We start from the raw sequence: 16,164 nt of genomic DNA, 5'->3' as shown, positions 1-16,164 counted from the left end.
GAGGAGAAACCATGTATGTAGGAGTGGACTACTATCCAGAATATTGGCCAAAAGAAATGATCGATGAAGATATTCAAGGAATAAAAGAGCTTGGAGCTAACATCGTTCGTATTGGGGAATTTTCTTGGCATTTAATGGAGAAAGCAGAAGGGAATATTGACTTTTCTTTTTTCGATGAAGTAGTAAAAAAGTTGAAAGAAAACGGGCTTTCGATCATGTTTGGTACGCCGACCGCAACGTTTCCAGCTTGGCTAGCAAAAAAGCACCCAGATATTTTATCGAAAGACGAATATGGACGTACTCGTGTATTTGGGGGACGACGACAATATTGTTTTAATTCGAGAACGTATCGCTCATATGCAGCCAATATAACGGAACAACTTGTTAAACATTACAAAGATGAGGAAGCGATCGTTGCTTGGCAAATCGATAATGAATTTGGACATGAAGGAAGCGATATGTGTTATTGTGAACAGTGTCATCGTGAGTTTCAGCAATTTTTGAAAGAAAAATATAAACAAATTGACGCATTAAATGAAGCGTACGGAACAATTTTTTGGGGGCAGACGTATAACGATTTTTCAGAAATCCCAATGCCAACAAAAACAATAACAACGCATAACCCGTCTTTGCAGTTAGATTGGGCACGTTTTCGTTCGTTTTCAGTCAATCGTTTCGCTCATGAAATGACAAACATCGTCAAAAAATATAAAGGTTCTCATCAGCAAGTAACGACAAACGTATCTGGCGGATTTTTTAATAAATGGTTTGATCACGAAGAAAATGTGCGCGAAATGGATTTTGTATCGTACGATAACTATCCGGTATGGGGAGGACTAGATGAGCCGATTTCTCCTGCGGCGATTGCGATGAGTCATGATTTTAATCGCGGATTGCTCGGAAAAAATTATTGGATTGTTGAAGAGTTAATGGGGGCTCAAGGACATGAGATGATCGGATATTTACCGCGACCGAATCAAGCAAAAATGTGGTCGTATCAAGCGTTCGCTCATGGATGTACGAATATGTTATATTTTAGCTGGCGAGGAATGGATCGAGGGGCCGAGCAATTTTGTTATGGCATCGTTGACCATAGCAACGTACGAGGTAGAAAATATAAAGAAGTACAATCTGTTTTTTCACATATTCCGACATTTGAACACGTATTACAGTCGCCAATTCAAGCGCATATTGCTGTTTTATATGATTATGATAACATTTGGTCGTGGCGTTTTCAGCCGCAAAGTAAGGCGTTTGACTTTACAACCGAACTTCTTCGGTTATATGAGCCGTTTTATCGCTTAAATGCAAATATTGACGTCATTCCTGTTTCACGGGATTTTTCAACATATAAAGTACTTATCGTTCCTGTATTACAAATCATTGACGAACAATTAGCAGAAAAATTGAAAACGTTTGCTCGTCGTGGCGGGACAATTATATTTTCTTTCCGAACAGGGCTAAAAAATAAACAAAATAATATTCATTTTAAACATGTATTACCTGCGCACGTCAGTGATCTTATCGGTGCGCATATTCATGAAGTAGAATCTCTAGCATATCGTCATGTTCCAATCATCGGTGAAGGAAGATGGCAAGGTAAAAAGGCGATGTGCTCCGTATGGCGAGATTTGCTTGAACCAACAACAGCTAATGTATTATATCGATATGACGATCCGTTTTATCCTCTCGCTGCGATAACTGAAAATGAATACGGTGATGGGAACGTCTATTACGTTGGAGGAGGAGTAGATGTTCAAGCGCTTCGTGACATGGCTAAAGAAGTTGTGCAAAAGCATAACATATGGCATGTAGAAAGCGCAGAAGGTGTCGAAGTATATCGACGTGTATGTGAAGATGTGGAGTATCTATTCATTTTAAATCATACCGATCAAGAGAAACAATTTGGCGATTTGGTTCTAAGACCGTATGATAGTCAAATCGTTAAAATTTAGCATAAATAAAGGAGTGGCATCGATGGCTACATTGAAAGAAATTGCCGAGAAAGCAGGGGTTTCGGTCGCCACTGTATCGCGTGTACTAAACTACGATACAACGTTATCCGTCTCGGATGAAACGAAAAAGCGCATTTTTGAAATTGCCCAAGAGCTGAACTATAAAACGCCTAGAGAACGCAATCAAATGAGTGCAAAAGACCGACTTCGCTTTGGGGTGGTCAACTGGTATTCGGAATCTCAAGAGCTTGACGATCCATACTACATGGCTGTGCGCCTTGGTGTTGAAAAGGAATGTTTTCGCCGCCAAATTGAGTTAGTCAAGTTATTTAAAAAAGAAGGCTCGTATGAATCGGAGTGGTTGACAGGGTTAGATGGGATTATAGCGGTCGGGAAGTTTGGGAAAAGGGAAATTGACTTGTTTGCATCTGTTACCGACCATATCGTTTTTGTTGACTATTCGCCTGATGAAGATCGCTTTGATTCTGTCGTTGTCGATTTTCGAAAAGCGACAGCTCGCGTTCTTCAATATTTAATTGATCTCGGTCATAAACATATCGGCTATATTGGAGGGCGTGAATATGTTGATGACGGTCATTTAATTCAAGATGAGCGTGAGCGTACATTTTACGAATATTTATATTTGCGAGGTATGTTTATTCCAGAATATGTATTAACAGGGCGTTTTATTGCAGAGGATGGGTATATGTTAATGAAACAAGCACTTCAGCTGCCGAATCGGCCAACTGCGTTTTTTATTGCAAGCGACTCGATGGCTATTGGAGCGTTGCGGGCGTTGCATGAAGCAGGAGTTGATGTTCCAAATGAAATTACAGTTGTCGGTTTTAATGATCTCCCTACATCAAAATTTGTTCAGCCTCCATTATCCACTGTGCAAGTTTACACAGAATTTATGGGAGAAACAGCGGTTGAATTGCTTGTCGAACAAATTCAAACGAAAAGAGAGATTCCGAAAAAAATTGTTGTTCCGACGAAACTTGTCGTAAGAGAAAGCAGCTGTGCTTATACAGTAAAGAAATAGCTTCCGCTTTGGCGAAAGCTATTTCTTTATATAACAAATAAGTTAATTAGTTTGTTTATTGAACAAACTAAAATGTTGCTGTTATAATTAAGAAAATGATAATTAAAGAAAATTCAATATTTTTGAGAGGACTGACAGTACAGCTGGTTTCGGTCTTTATCTACACGAGGAGTGAATGAAATGTCAAAAAAAGTACGGTGGGGAATTTTAAGCACGGCTCATATTGCAAGGGAGACGATGATTCCAGCTATTCAGCGTGCAGAGAACGCAGAAGTTGTAGCTATTGCTAGTGGAAATGATAGAGTACACGAGATCGCTGAACGCTTTCACATTCCTAAGGTATACAGTACTTATGAACAGTTATTGAATGATCCCGAGATTGATGCTGTATATATTCCGCTTCCTAATCACATGCACATGAAATGGACAATCAAGGCGGCAGAACATAAAAAACATATTCTTTGTGAAAAGCCAGCTGCTTTATGTGAAGACGATGTTCGAAGAATGGTAGAGGTTTGTAGAGAAAATAGTGTCATCTGGATGGAAGCATTTATGTATCAATTCCACCCGCAACATAAGAGAGTAAAAGAGATAATGTCATTAGGAGAAATAGGAATTGTAAAAAGTATGAGAGCAAGTTTTTCTTTTTATCTTGTCGAGCGAGAAAATAATATTCGAATGGAGAAATCACTCGGAGGAGGAAGTTTATTAGATATAGGATGTTATTGTGTCCATTCGATCCGTTCTTTGTTACATGCAGAACCAGTTATTTTGTCTGTTCGCTCCACTTTTGATCACATGAAAGGTGTAGATATAGTCACAAGTGGTTGGCTAAAGATGAGCAACGGCGTGCATGCTTTATTTGATTGCAGCTTCGATATGTTTTCCCGCAATGAATATGAAATTATCGGAACGAAGGGAAAAGTAACCGTTCCGCGGGCGTACCGTCCTGACATACAACAAGGCAACGGTTTAATCATCATCCAAACGGATGACGGAAAAACGCGGGAAGAAGTAGTAAACGGCGACCAATACCGTCTACAGGTGGAGCACTTTTCACAATGTATCCTCGCTGGAACAACGCCAAGCTATTCGGACGATGCGATCATCCAACAAGCGAAAGTGTTAGATGCGTGCCGCATGTCAGCGGAAACAGGAAAAGTGGTCGAGTTAACCGTTTAAGCAACGTACGAAGAAAGGTAGGAAGAGGGATGAGAATTGTACAGGAACAATGGACGGAAGTAGATGGCCGTCCGATTATCGCCTATACCTTTACGAACGATAACGGGATGGAAGTGACGTGTTTAAATTATGGGTGCATCATTACAAAAATATTGGCTCCTGACAAACACGGAAACTATGAAAATGTTGTCTTAGCGTTCAATGAGTTTTCTCCGTATCTTACAAACAGCCCGTATTTCGGAGCGGTGATCGGAAGAGTGGCGGGAAGGATAAAAAATGCCTCTTTTGAATTAAACGGAAAAACCTATACGTTATACAAAAATGAAAACGGCAACCATTTACATGGCGGCAAAAAAGGATTTCATCATGCCATTTGGCAAGGAGCGGGATTTTCTAAAAAAGAGGAAGCCGGCGTCCAATTTTCGTATACAAGTGTCGATGGAGAAGAAGGTTATCCGGGCAATGTAGACGTTCAAATCACATATACGTTAAATAACCAAAACGAGTTCATTATTTCTTACCGTGCGACTTCTGACCAAGACACGCCGCTCACGTTAACGAACCATACGTATTTTAATTTGAGCGGCAATTTAAAAAGCGATATTTTACACCATCGTTTAAAAATCAAGAGCAATCAGTTTTTAGAGCTGGATAATGAGTTTATTCCGACCGGTGTGCTTTTAGATGTGGCGAATACGCCTTTTGACTTGCGTGAAGGAAAAACAATCAAAGAAGGCGTGGAAGCAAATCATCCGCAAATTGCTTTAGTCGGGCAAGGGTATGATCATCCGTTTTTATTAAATGCTCATCACGACGAAGAAATCGTTTTGTTCGACCCAAAAAGCGGACGAACATTACTAGTAGAAACAGACGAACCAGGGGTAGTAGTATATACGGGCAATCAGCTTCCGGATGAAATAAAAGTAAACGGAGTGCCATCGCGAAAATATTTAGGCATTTGTTTAGAAACGCAAGCATTGCCGGATGCGGTACATCATCCGCATTTTCCTTCTTGCATTTTGCGAGCAGGTGAAGTGTATTCATCTGTTACGAAATATACGTTTCGTGTACATGAGGAGGGAGAAAGATGAACTATCGTCGGTTAGGAAACACAGAACTGGAAGTGAGCGAAGTAAGTTTCGGAACGTGGGCGATTGGCGGTTCTTGGGGGCAAACAGATGATAGTGAAGCATTGAAAGGGTTGCAGCGGGCGATTGATGCTGGTGTCAATTTTTTCGATACGGCAGATGTTTATGGCGACGGTCATAGTGAAGAACTTCTAGCAAAAGCGACAAAAGGAAAAGAGGACGACATTTATATCGCCACGAAATTTTGTCGGGCGGGGGACATTCATGATTTTCGCACCTACTCCGAAGAAAACGTGCGGAAATATTGCGAAGGAAGTTTAAAGCGCTTGCAACGTGAACGCATCGATTTATATCAAATTCACTGCCCGCCGTTTGAAGTGTTAAAAGATGGTCGGGTGTTTGAAGTGTTGGATAAGCTGCAGCAAGAAGGAAAGATTCGCTATTATGGCGTAAGTGTCGAAACGGTGGAAGAAGGGCTGTTTTGTCTAACGAATCCGAACGTGAAAGCATTGCAAGTCATTTTTAACATTTTCCGCCAAAAACCGTTAGAACAATTGCTTCCGCAAGCAAAAGCACAAGGTGTCGGGATATTGGCGCGGCTGCCGTTGGCAAGCGGATTATTGACAGGGAAATTTAAAAAAGATACAACATTCGCCGAAAATGATCACCGCCATTTTAATCGAGATGGGCAACACTTTAATGTTGGCGAAACGTTCGCTGGGCTTGAGTTTCATAAAGGGGTAGAGCTCAGTGAACAGCTAGCGTGGATCGCAGACGGCAGAGGCAATATGACAAGAGCCGCATTGCGCTGGATTTTAGATCATGACTCCGTTACATGCGTCATCCCAGGCTTTAAAACGGTACAGCAAGTCGAAGACAATTTGCAGGCGCTCAACGTCCCGTCCTTTAGCGAAGAAGAAAAGGAACGGTTAACAGAGTTTTATAAAAATGAAATCCATCCGTTTATTCGCGGGGCGTATTAAGAAAAAGGCATCCAGCTCGTTTGGATGCCTTTTATTCTACAGAAACACTTCTATTTTTTTCCCTTTTTTCAGGAAATCTTCGATGACAAAAAAAGAAATTCCTAATGCCGTTGAATAAAGCGATAATTTAGAAAAATGAATGTTGACATTCGCGCGGTGAAACGGCAAGGTGCGCTTGTCGATAACTTGTTGGATGGCAGGGAAAAGCCATTTTTTTGCCATCGATAAGCGGTTGCCGATGATGACTTGCTCTGGATTAAACGTATTGATCAAATTATTGATTCCAATGCCTAAATAGCGACCGATGCGCTCTAATAATGCGAGCACGTCTTGATGATTGTTTTCTGCCAATTGTAATAGTTCTTCTAACGATACCTCATTGTCAAAAAACGGACTCGCTCCATCCAATAGCGCTTTTTCCGAAGCATACAATTCCCAGCAGCCAATACTTCCACAGCGGCACGGTGGACCGTCGGCTTCGATCGTCATATGACCGCTTTCTCCAGAAAACCCGCTTGTTCCTCTATATAGCTCTCCGTTTAGGATTAAGCCGACACCGATGCCAATACCGGCACTTACGTAGATGATGTTACGAAAATCTTTACCTGCACCACTACGTTTTTCCCCATATGCACCAGCGTTTGCTTCGTTATCAATCATGACAGGAACGTGGAACGTTGCTTCGATGTCTTGTTTTAGCGGGATGTTTTTCCATCCTAAATTTGGGGCGAACAATAACTCTCCTTCTTTATCAACAATACCTGGAACGCCGATGCCAATTCCGACTAAGCCGTATCGGCTGTCTGGCATCCGTTCCGTTAAATATAAAATGGTTTCTTTTATACGTGTTAGCACAGAAGAATAATTTTTGTCATGAAACATCACTTGTTTTTCAAGGACGATATTTCCTTGCAAATCGGTTAGCACGCCAAGAATGTAATGAACCCCTAAATCAATGCCAATGGAATATCCGGCTTTTTCATTAAATAACAATAAAACAGGCCGTCGACCACCGCTTGATTCTCCTTGCCCGATTTCATACACAAGCTCTTCGTCCATTAACTCTTTTACTAAAGAAGAAACAGTCCCTTTATTTAATCCGGACCGTTGTGCCACATCCGCCCGTGACAAAGGCCCTTGGCTTTTCACCATATCAAGAACAAGCGATTTATTAATTTTTTTAATTAAATGTGGATTTCCAGTTATTCTTGTCAAATTTATCACCCTGATTATCAATGTATCACAATTGTATGAAAAATTCTAGTTCACTTTGTTTGTTTTATAGACAAACAAAATGGAGGGTTTTATAATGTAAGTCAAGAAGAAAGAAGGGGCGCCTTTTCAATCTAAATTTATATGGTGGGAACGTGTTTTAGTTATGTGAAGACAGAGGTGATTTAATGATCCATCTATATGTTAAACAAAAGATGGCTCGCTTTAATACGCTACGTAATCAAATTTTAACGATCTATATTTTTGTGATGACACTTGTGCTATTATTTGTAGGAGTTATTACATTTCATATTGTTTCGTCACTACTGAAGAAAAATGCAGAAGAACAAATACAACAAACAATTATTCAAGCAAATGGAAGGTTAGAATCTTTGTATAAACAGTTAAATTCACTAACTGCCCAAATTGTGACTGATATATATGTTCAACGTACATTTTTGAAAGAAGTACAAGGTAAGTATTTGAGTTTTGAAGAGAGGCAGTATTTAATGCAAGTAGTAAACTCATATCAAACATATTTTGATGGTATTCAATCGTTTGAATTATATACAAACGATTATAAGCGAATATTTCCTCTAAATGAAATGAATTTAGTAGAGCGAGTGGGAGTAGAATGGATTCAGGAAATAAAAAAACAACGTGGCAAGATGGTTTGGATTGGGCAAGATCCAAAATCGTCTCATTTTTTTGTCGTTGCGCGTCAAATTCGATTGACAGATCATTCTTTTTCATCAGGCGGTTACTTGTTAGTACGGGTTAATACTGATTATTTTCAATTTAGTGGTTTTTCTGAACAAAAAATAAACAATCAAAGTTATACATTGGTATTAGATGAGAAAGGTCACAAAATTTTCTCAAGTTTGCCCGCATATCTCATACACGTTTTATATGTAAAGAAAAAAGAAGAAAAAAATTATATGGTTGTCGAGCAGACCTCACCTCTTACAAAGTGGAAGATAATTATCGTTACGCCTTTGGAAGCGCTTATAAAAGGTGTCGATATTTTAAAAAATGCAATAATTCTCTCAGGTACTTTTGGTTTTATCATCTTCTTTGCTTTTTCTTTTTTTCTATCCACTATTGTAACTCGCCCACTTTTAAAGTTAACGAAAATTATGCACGGTGGGAGGAACGGAAAATTAAAATTAAGCCCTCCGATTTCGTCTACTATTGAAATTGATGAATTAATTGAAACATACAACTCTTTAGTAAATGATATTAATCATTTAATACAAATGGTTTACGAAAAAGAATTAGTTCGAAGTCAAGCGGAACTGAAAGCGTTGCAGGCTCAGATCAATCCACATTTTCTTTTTAATACACTTGATGCGCTGTATTGGTCGCTTATTGAAAGAGATGAAGAAGAATTAGCGAAATTTGTATTAAATATGGCTGAGCTGTTCCGTTACACAATTAGCCATTCTGATCATGATGAATGGGTGACAATTCGAGAGGAAATGGAACATATTCAACGTTATATGGAAGTGATGAGGGTAAGGTGGGGAGAACGATTTGTTTGGAAAATTACTGTTCCTGACCATTGTTTACATGTAAGAATTCCGAAATTACTCATTCAGCCGCTTGTTGAAAATGCAGTTCTGCATGGAGTTGGAAATAAAACAGGTATAGGTACAGTTTCAATCAGCATGACAGAATGTATGGAGGGAAATGAGTTGCTTATTAAGGTGCAAGATGATGGAAACGGTATGGATGAAAAAGATTTGAAAACGTTGAAAGAAAAGTTAACAAGTAAAACGGTTCCTTCGATGAAAGGGAGTGGGATCGCGCTCATGAATGTTAACCGACGATTACAGCTTTACTACGGCGAAGAGCGAGAGTTACTTATTCACAGCGAAGCAGGGAAAGGAACATGTGTAACATTTCAAATTCCTAAAAGTGGGTGAAGCTTCGTGAGAAGTATAAAAACGATTTTGATTGTTGATGATGAGCCAAGAGCACGTGAAGGAATGAAAAAGGTTCTAAATTTGTGGGCAATGGGAAAATATGAAATTGCATGTGCTAGTAGTGCTGAAGAAGCAGTTTCTATTTTACAAAAGAAAAAAATCGATGTGTTATTAACAGATATTCGTATGCCGCAAATTTCAGGTTTAAAACTTATTCGTACCCTTAAGGAAAAAAATGAAATTCCTATTATCATTATCTCGGCTTACTCCGAGTTTACGTACGCTCAGGAGGCGATCACGTTAGGTGTTGTAGACTATTTGCTTAAACCGGTAGATAAAGATAAACTGATTGAAGCGGTGGAGAAAGCACTTGATATATCAGAAAGTCTGGAAAAGGCAAAGAAGATCGAAAAGATTTTGGATGACCATGTCATAGGAATACACGAAGAGAAACTTTCTTCACCTATTAAAAAAGCGATTCAGTTCATTCATGAAAACCTCGACAAACCTTTTAGTTTAAGTGATGTATCTAAATATGTATATTTAAATTCGAGTTATTTTAGCGCCCTATTTAAGCAAGAAATGAATATGACGTTTAGTGAATATGTAACAAGATGTCGATTACAAAAGGCGAAAAACTTATTAATAAATACGAATTTATCGATTGCTGAAATTAGTAGCGTCGTAGGGTATCAAACATCTAAGTACTTTATTAAAATATTTAAAGAGTTTGAAGGGATTACTCCTTATCGTTTTCGAAAAGAGTATCTAAAAAAAATGGAATTTTAAATGATGAATGTTACCTTACTAGGAGCCATCACTCGTGCTACATTAGAAGTAAGAAAACGAAAGGGGGATTTTGAAAGTGTTAAAGAAAGCGCATACAATATTGTGGCTAGTTGTTTTAATGCTTGTTTTAGCGGGCTGTTCAGAAAAAACAGCTGAGAAAGACACAGAAGGAAAAGGTGAGGAAAAAGTAACACTCACTTTCATGCATCTTTGGCCGGCGGGAAGTTCTAAGCAGCATAACATGATTGTAAACGAAATTATTCAAGAGTTTGAAGCAGAAAATCCGAATGTAAAGATTAAACAAGAAATTTTGGAAAACGAACAGTATAAAAACAAACTGAAAGTATTAGGGGCTTCGAATGAACTTCCTGATATTGGGATGACATGGGCTGCAGGGTTTTTAGAGCCTTATGCGAAAGGAGGGCTCTTTACTCCACTAGATGATCTGTTAGCCGACGGATTGCGTGAAAATTTTGTTTCAGGTACAACAGAGCCATATGCATTAGAAGGAAAAACATATGCCCTTCCTTTAGAGTTGAATATTACTCCTATTTACTATAACAAAGGGATTTTTGAAAAATATAATTTGGAAGTCCCTAAAACATACGATGAGTTTAAACAAGTTGTACAAGTACTGGTAGATAACGGGGTTGCCCCTATTGCTCTAGGAAATAAAGATCGTTGGACAGGTTCGATGTGGTATATGTATTTAGCTGATCGTATTGGTGGAGCAGATACATTAAAAAATGCGATTAACGGGAGCGGTACGTTTGAGGATCCGAGTTTAGTACAAGCTGCAGAAGAAATACAAAATCTTGTGAGAATGAAAGCATTTATTAAAGGATTTAACGGTTTATCGAATGATGAAGCAAAGGCAGAATTTACAAATGAAAAGGCTGCTATGTATTTGATGGGAACATGGGATTTACCACAGTTCACAACAAATGAAGATATTCCAAAAGAATTTAGAGAAAAAGTAGGATTTTTCAAGTTCCCAGAAGTTGAAGGTGGAAAAGGAAATATTGATAGCTGGGTTGGTGGACCAGGCGTAGGGTTATTTGTATCTGAAAATTCAAAACATAAAGAAGAAGCGAAACAATTTGTGAAGTTCTTTGTTGAAAAATGGGGAGAACGTTCTGTCACAAGAGCTGGTGTCATTCCAGCAACAAAAGTGAATACCGCCAACATTGAATTACCACAAATGTATATTGATGTTTTAAATGAATTAGCAAATGCGAGCAACATTACATTATTTGCCGATGTGCAGATGAACCCAGAAGCCGCACAAACTCACTTGAATTTAATTCAGTCGTTATTTGGGGAAAGTGTCACACCGGAAAAATTCGCAAAACAGCACCAAGAAGCATTGTCTAACACACGCTAGATATGAAGAACAGAAAAAGGACATATTTTTATAATATGTCCTTTTTCCTCAAAGTATGAGGGAGGAAATAATATGGACAAAGTAATGTCTGATAAACGTGTCATCGCATTATACGTTCTACCTGCTTTATTAATGATCGTTATATTAGTTTATGTCCCGATTATTATGACGGGATATTATAGCTTAATGCAATGGGATGGAATAGGTGAAAGAACATTTATTGCATTGGACAACTATAAACAGTTATTAAAAGATGGCATGTTTTGGGAAAGTGTATATCATTCATTTTTATTAGCTGTTTTTTCTGTTTTGAGCCTTGGTGGTTATTTAGTTGTCTCTCTTATTCTTGCGGGAAGGATAAAAGGCGCAAATATGCTTCGGAAAATTTATTTAATTCCTATGTTGCTTTCCTCTGTGGCTATTGCTCAGTTATGGTTAAGAATTTATCATCCTTCCAACGGAATGTTGAACCAATTTCTTTCATCTTTAGGGGTAGATGATCCTCCAAATTGGCTTGCTGACCCTTCAATTGTACTATATTCTGTTTTTATACCTATAATTTGGCAATACGCAGGGTTTTATATATTGATCTACTACGCAGCTTTAAAAAATATCCCATCTTCCATTATTGAAGCAGCTATTATTGATGGGGCTAATCCTTGGCAGTTAGCATATAAAATTAAATTGCCGCTCATTGCTGGTGTAATCAAAGTGACAATCGTATTGGCTGTTGTCGGTTCTTTGAAATATTTTGATTTGATTTATGTAATGACTGGCGGTGGACCAAACGGAGCAAGTGAAGTTATTGCTTCTTACATGTATCAAAAAGCATTTCGTAGTTTCAATTTTGGATACGGGAGTGCAATTGCTTTTTCTCTGTTGATTCTTTGTATTGTTGCTACGTGGTTAATTAGAAAGTTAACGCACACAGAAGAAGAAGTTCAATATTAATAGTGTATGGGGTGCTGATACGATGGAGAAATCGACATATATATATATGAAAAAAATAGGCATGTTTCTTTTTTATATGATGCTATTTTTAGTAGGTGGATTACAAATACTTCCTCTTGTCTGGTTATTATTTTTCTCTCTGAAAAACAACCAAGAAGTATTTAATACGCCTCTTTTTTCTTTACCTTCCCCTCCACGTTGGGAAAACTATGTGAAGGTATGGGTTGAAGGGGATATTGGTCTTTATTTTTTCAACAGTTTGTGGATTACTACTGTATCAGTCATTTTTACCGTTTTATTAGCTAGTTTTGTAACGTTTGCGATTACACGGATGAATTGGAAACTTAAACATGTCGTACTTGGATTGTTCATGGTCGGATTAATGATTCCGATACACTCGACACTTATCCCTTTGTTTAACTTTTTTATGAAAGTGAAGCTCATCGATCATCCGATGTCGATTGTTTTAACAAATATAGGTTTCAATTTACCTATCACGATTATGATTTTACTAGGTTTTTATAATGCTTTGCCACGTGAACTTGAAGAATCGGCTGTGATGGATGGTTGCTCTGTGCATCGTATGTTTTTCCAAGTAATTTTGCCAATGACTTCCCCGGTTATTGTAACAACGACAATTATTAACATGATTTATAACTGGAATGAGTTTGTATTTGTTAACACATTCATTAGTTCAGACGAGTATAAAACATTAACAGTAGGAATACAAAATTTCATCGGACAGTATACAACCGATTGGGGAGCAATTGGAGCTACTTTAATGATTAGTGTGTTACCAATTTTAATTATTTTCTTCTTTTTAAGCAATAAAATTATGGAAGGAATTACAGCTGGGGCAATTAAAGGATAAGAAAGGGGTATGGTTATGCCGAAAAATATGTTTTTTAATGCGCATCATTCACCAGTCGGGGCATTTGCTAGTTTTACACTGGGGTTTCCCGGAAAAAGTGGAGGATTAGATCTCGAATTAGCTCGTCCTCCAAGACAAAATGTGTTTATTGGTGTAGAGTCATTAGAACAGTCAAATGTATATGATGTATTGCCATTTTTACAAATGGAAAATGAAGATGAAAGCAGACGATACGATATTGAAAATCCAGATCCAAATCCGCAAAAACCAAACATTCTTATTCCGTTTGCAAAAGAGGAGATCAAGCGCGAATTCCGTGTGGCAACCGATACGTGGAAATCTAGGGATTTAACGTTTACGATTTATTCGCCAGTAAAGGCGGTGCCTGATCCTGAAATAGCAGCCGAGGAAGAACTCAAGTTGGCGTTGGTTCCGGCTGTGATTGTAGAGATGACGATCGATAATACAAACGGGACAAGAACACGGCGGGCGTTTTTTGGATTCGAAGGCACCGACCCGTACACCTCGATGCGGCGGATCGATGATACGTGCCCGCAGTTGCGCGGGGTTGGCCAAGGACGGATTGTGGGCATTGTCTCCAAAGACGAGGGTGTTCGCTCTGCGTTGCATTTTAGTATGGAAGATATTTTAACAACACCGCTTGAAGAAAACTGGACATTTGGACTTGGGAAAGTTGGGGCGTTAATCGTCGATGTGCCGGAGGGAGAAAAGAAAACATATCAATTTGCCGTTTGTTTTTACCGCGGCGGCTATGCAACGGCGGGAATGGATACTTCTTATTTTTACACCCGTTTCTTCAAGAATCTCGAAGAAGTCGGCCTTTATGCGTTAGAGAAGTCGGACGTATTAAAGGAGCAGTCGTTCCGTTCGAATGAACTCATTGAAAAAGAATGGCTCTCCGATGATCAGAAGTTTATGATGGCGCATGCGATTCGCAGCTACTATGGCAATACCCAGTTGCTTGAGCATGAAGGAAAGCCGATTTGGGTCGTTAATGAAGGCGAATATCGGATGATGAACACGTTTGATTTAACGGTTGACCAACTCTTTTTTGAATTGAAAATGAACCCTTGGACGGTGAAAAATGTACTTGATTTGTATGTGGAGCGATACAGCTACGAAGATTGTGCCCGTTTTCCGGGAGACGAAAAGGAATATCCGGGCGGCATCAGCTTTACCCATGATATGGGAGTTGCTAACACATTCTCGCGCCCACATTACTCGTCATATGAGCTATATGGCATTAGCGGCTGCTTTTCGCATATGACACACGAACAGCTCGTCAACTGGGTGCTTTGCGCGGCGGTATACATTGAGCAAACGAAAGATTGGGCATGGCGCGACAAGCGGCTCGACATTTTGGAGCAGTGCCTTGAAAGCATGGTTCGCCGCGATCATCCAGACCGAGAAAAGCGAAACGGAATTATGGAACTTGATAGCACGCGCACGATGGGTGGCGCAGAGATTACAACATATGATAGTTTAGATGTTTCCCTCGGCCAAGCGCGTAATAACTTATATTTAGCAGGAAAGTGCTGGGCAGCCTATGTCGCGCTTGAGAAATTGTTTAGCGATGTCGGCAACGAAGAGCTAGCCGTGTTAGCTGGTGAACAAGCGGAAAAATGCGCAGCGACTATCGTAAGCTATGTGACGGATCAAGGATATATCCCAGCGGTGATGGGGGAAGGAAATGACTCAAAAATCATTCCAGCCATTGAAGGGCTTGTATTCCCTTATTTTACGAATTGCCATGAGGCGTTAAAAGAGGATGGACGTTTTGGGAAATATATTCAAGCGCTGCGCAACCATTTGCGTTATGTATTACAGGAAGGAATTTGCCTCTTTCCAGACGGCGGATGGAAAATTTCCTCGACAAGCAACAACTCGTGGTTAAGTAAAATTTATTTATGCCAGTTTATTGCTCGCCACATTTTAGGGTGGGAATGGGACGAACAAGGAAAACGGGCTGATGCGGCTCATGTCGCGTGGCTCACGCATCCGACGCTCTCCATTTGGAGTTGGAGCGACCAAATTATCGCTGGTGAAATTAGCGGCAGCAAATACTACCCGCGCGGCGTAACGAGCATTTTATGGTTGGAGGAGGGAAGATGAAAGGGCAACTGTACTGGGAGGAAGGAAAACTTTTTCGTTTATGTGAATGGGGAATGAGATTAGCGTATGTGAATGTTCTTTGGTTTTTCTTTACTTTCGCTGGGCTGGTTGTGGCTGGAATCGCTCCATCTTCCATTTCTTTATTTACTGTTATGAGAAAATGGTTGACAGGACAAGAGGATATTCCTGTATTTCAGACGTTTTTTTCCACATACAAAAAAGAATTTTGGCGAACAAATGCAATAGGATTTGTTTTAGGAACCGGTGCCGGTGTATTGTTTCTTGATTTTTTATTTATGACTTACACGAAAGGGATTCTCTCCCTCATACTTTTGGCATTTTTGCTGATGATTACGATGTTTTATTTCATTGTTTGCTTGTATATTTTTCCGGTTTATGTTCATTACCATTTGCGAGTAGTTGATTATATAAAACATTCATTTTTCATCGGAATAGCTAATCCGGCAACAACATTGACGCTGACTATCTCGGTTATTTTGATAGGAATGTTGTTTTTGTCTATACCGGCGCTCATTCCGTTTTATGGAGCTAGTTTATGTTCTCTCATTGTAATGAAAGGGGCATTAAAATGTTTCCGAAAGATAGAGGGGAAATTGTCATAAACTTATAACAAACAAACTTTGTTTAT

General features: G+C 39.2%; 13 protein-coding genes. 12 read left to right on the top strand and 1 reads right to left on the bottom strand.

Features of this window, described 5'->3' with window-relative positions:
* Positions 1 to 11: 11 nt before the first annotated feature.
* The 5 genes from AFK25_RS11445 to AFK25_RS11425 all read left to right on the top strand — a co-directional run bounded on the left by AFK25_RS11445 (position 12) and on the right by AFK25_RS11425 (position 6,250).
* A complete protein-coding gene (locus AFK25_RS11445) occupies positions 12 to 1,955 on the top strand; it encodes a beta-galactosidase (RefSeq protein ID WP_035065395.1) in 1,944 nt (647 codons plus the stop codon).
* Between the two features lie 22 nt (positions 1,956 to 1,977).
* A complete protein-coding gene (locus AFK25_RS11440) occupies positions 1,978 to 2,997 on the top strand; it encodes a LacI family DNA-binding transcriptional regulator (protein ID WP_026011503.1) in 1,020 nt (339 codons plus the stop codon).
* 180 nt (positions 2,998 to 3,177) lie between these two features.
* Complete coding sequence (locus tag AFK25_RS11435; protein ID WP_035065398.1) at positions 3,178 to 4,179, top strand: Gfo/Idh/MocA family protein; 1,002 nt, start codon at positions 3,178 to 3,180, stop codon at positions 4,177 to 4,179.
* 29 nt (positions 4,180 to 4,208) lie between these two features.
* The gene (locus tag AFK25_RS11430; protein WP_019416716.1) at positions 4,209 to 5,270 is read left to right on the top strand and encodes an aldose epimerase family protein; all 1,062 of its coding nucleotides are present in this window, start codon (positions 4,209 to 4,211) and stop codon (positions 5,268 to 5,270) included.
* Entirely contained in the window at positions 5,267 to 6,250 is a 984-nt protein-coding gene (locus AFK25_RS11425; RefSeq protein WP_035065400.1) for an aldo/keto reductase, read from the top strand. Before AFK25_RS11430 ends, AFK25_RS11425 begins: the two co-directional genes overlap by 4 nt.
* A 36-nt stretch (positions 6,251 to 6,286) precedes the next feature.
* On the opposite strand, the gene AFK25_RS11420 is transcribed toward AFK25_RS11425, so the two are convergent.
* The gene (locus AFK25_RS11420; protein ID WP_019416718.1) at positions 6,287 to 7,465 is read right to left on the bottom strand and encodes an ROK family transcriptional regulator; all 1,179 of its coding nucleotides are present in this window, start codon (positions 7,463 to 7,465) and stop codon (positions 6,287 to 6,289) included.
* A gap of 185 nt (positions 7,466 to 7,650) precedes the next feature.
* Here AFK25_RS11420 and AFK25_RS11415 point away from each other — a divergent pair, with 185 nt between their 5' ends.
* From AFK25_RS11415 to AFK25_RS11385, 7 genes are all read left to right on the top strand, one after another.
* A complete protein-coding gene (locus tag AFK25_RS11415; RefSeq protein ID WP_035065403.1) occupies positions 7,651 to 9,387 on the top strand; it encodes a sensor histidine kinase in 1,737 nt (578 codons plus the stop codon).
* A gap of 6 nt (positions 9,388 to 9,393) precedes the next feature.
* Positions 9,394 to 10,176: a response regulator transcription factor gene (locus tag AFK25_RS11410; RefSeq protein WP_019416720.1), complete on the top strand. Its 783-nt coding sequence runs from the start codon at positions 9,394 to 9,396 to the stop codon at positions 10,174 to 10,176.
* A gap of 76 nt (positions 10,177 to 10,252) precedes the next feature.
* Entirely contained in the window at positions 10,253 to 11,560 is a 1,308-nt protein-coding gene (locus AFK25_RS11405) for an extracellular solute-binding protein (RefSeq protein WP_019416721.1), read from the top strand.
* A gap of 72 nt (positions 11,561 to 11,632) precedes the next feature.
* Positions 11,633 to 12,511 carry a carbohydrate ABC transporter permease gene (locus AFK25_RS11400; protein WP_035065406.1) on the top strand — a complete coding sequence of 293 codons (879 nt, stop codon included), beginning with the start codon at positions 11,633 to 11,635 and terminating at the stop codon, positions 12,509 to 12,511.
* A gap of 46 nt (positions 12,512 to 12,557) precedes the next feature.
* Positions 12,558 to 13,382: a carbohydrate ABC transporter permease gene (locus tag AFK25_RS11395; protein ID WP_420806293.1), complete on the top strand. Its 825-nt coding sequence runs from the start codon at positions 12,558 to 12,560 to the stop codon at positions 13,380 to 13,382.
* A gap of 15 nt (positions 13,383 to 13,397) precedes the next feature.
* Positions 13,398 to 15,515 (top strand): glycoside hydrolase family 52 protein, encoded by a 2,118-nt coding sequence (locus AFK25_RS11390; protein ID WP_035065410.1) that lies wholly within the window; start codon positions 13,398 to 13,400, stop codon positions 15,513 to 15,515.
* On the top strand, positions 15,512 to 16,138 hold the full coding sequence (locus AFK25_RS11385; RefSeq protein WP_035065413.1) for a YesL family protein: 627 nt from the start codon (positions 15,512 to 15,514) through the stop codon (positions 16,136 to 16,138). Before AFK25_RS11390 ends, AFK25_RS11385 begins: the two co-directional genes overlap by 4 nt.
* The last annotated feature ends 26 nt before the right edge of the window (positions 16,139 to 16,164 follow it).

The sequence above is a fragment of the Anoxybacillus gonensis genome, from assembly GCF_001187595.1.
GTDB classification, from domain to species: Bacteria; Bacillota; Bacilli; order Bacillales; family Anoxybacillaceae; genus Anoxybacillus; species Anoxybacillus gonensis.
Note: the sequence above shows the minus strand (reverse complement) of the source record. Positions and strands in the feature narration are given on the sequence as shown.

Excerpts from the sequence above, each read along its gene's own strand:
- AFK25_RS11445 (WP_035065395.1), top strand. The coding sequence starts at position 12 with ATGTATGTAGGAGTGGACTACTATCCAGAATATTGGCCAAAAGAAATG.
- AFK25_RS11440 (WP_026011503.1), top strand. The coding sequence starts at position 1,978 with ATGGCTACATTGAAAGAAATTGCCGAGAAAGCAGGGGTTTCGGTCGCC.
- AFK25_RS11435 (WP_035065398.1), top strand. The coding sequence starts at position 3,178 with ATGTCAAAAAAAGTACGGTGGGGAATTTTAAGCACGGCTCATATTGCA.
- AFK25_RS11430 (WP_019416716.1), top strand. The coding sequence starts at position 4,209 with ATGAGAATTGTACAGGAACAATGGACGGAAGTAGATGGCCGTCCGATT.
- AFK25_RS11425 (WP_035065400.1), top strand. The coding sequence starts at position 5,267 with ATGAACTATCGTCGGTTAGGAAACACAGAACTGGAAGTGAGCGAAGTA.
- AFK25_RS11415 (WP_035065403.1), top strand. The coding sequence starts at position 7,651 with ATGATCCATCTATATGTTAAACAAAAGATGGCTCGCTTTAATACGCTA.
- AFK25_RS11400 (WP_035065406.1), top strand. The coding sequence starts at position 11,633 with ATGGACAAAGTAATGTCTGATAAACGTGTCATCGCATTATACGTTCTA.
- AFK25_RS11395 (WP_420806293.1), top strand. The coding sequence starts at position 12,558 with ATGAAAAAAATAGGCATGTTTCTTTTTTATATGATGCTATTTTTAGTA.
- AFK25_RS11390 (WP_035065410.1), top strand. The coding sequence starts at position 13,398 with ATGCCGAAAAATATGTTTTTTAATGCGCATCATTCACCAGTCGGGGCA.
- AFK25_RS11385 (WP_035065413.1), top strand. The coding sequence starts at position 15,512 with ATGAAAGGGCAACTGTACTGGGAGGAAGGAAAACTTTTTCGTTTATGT.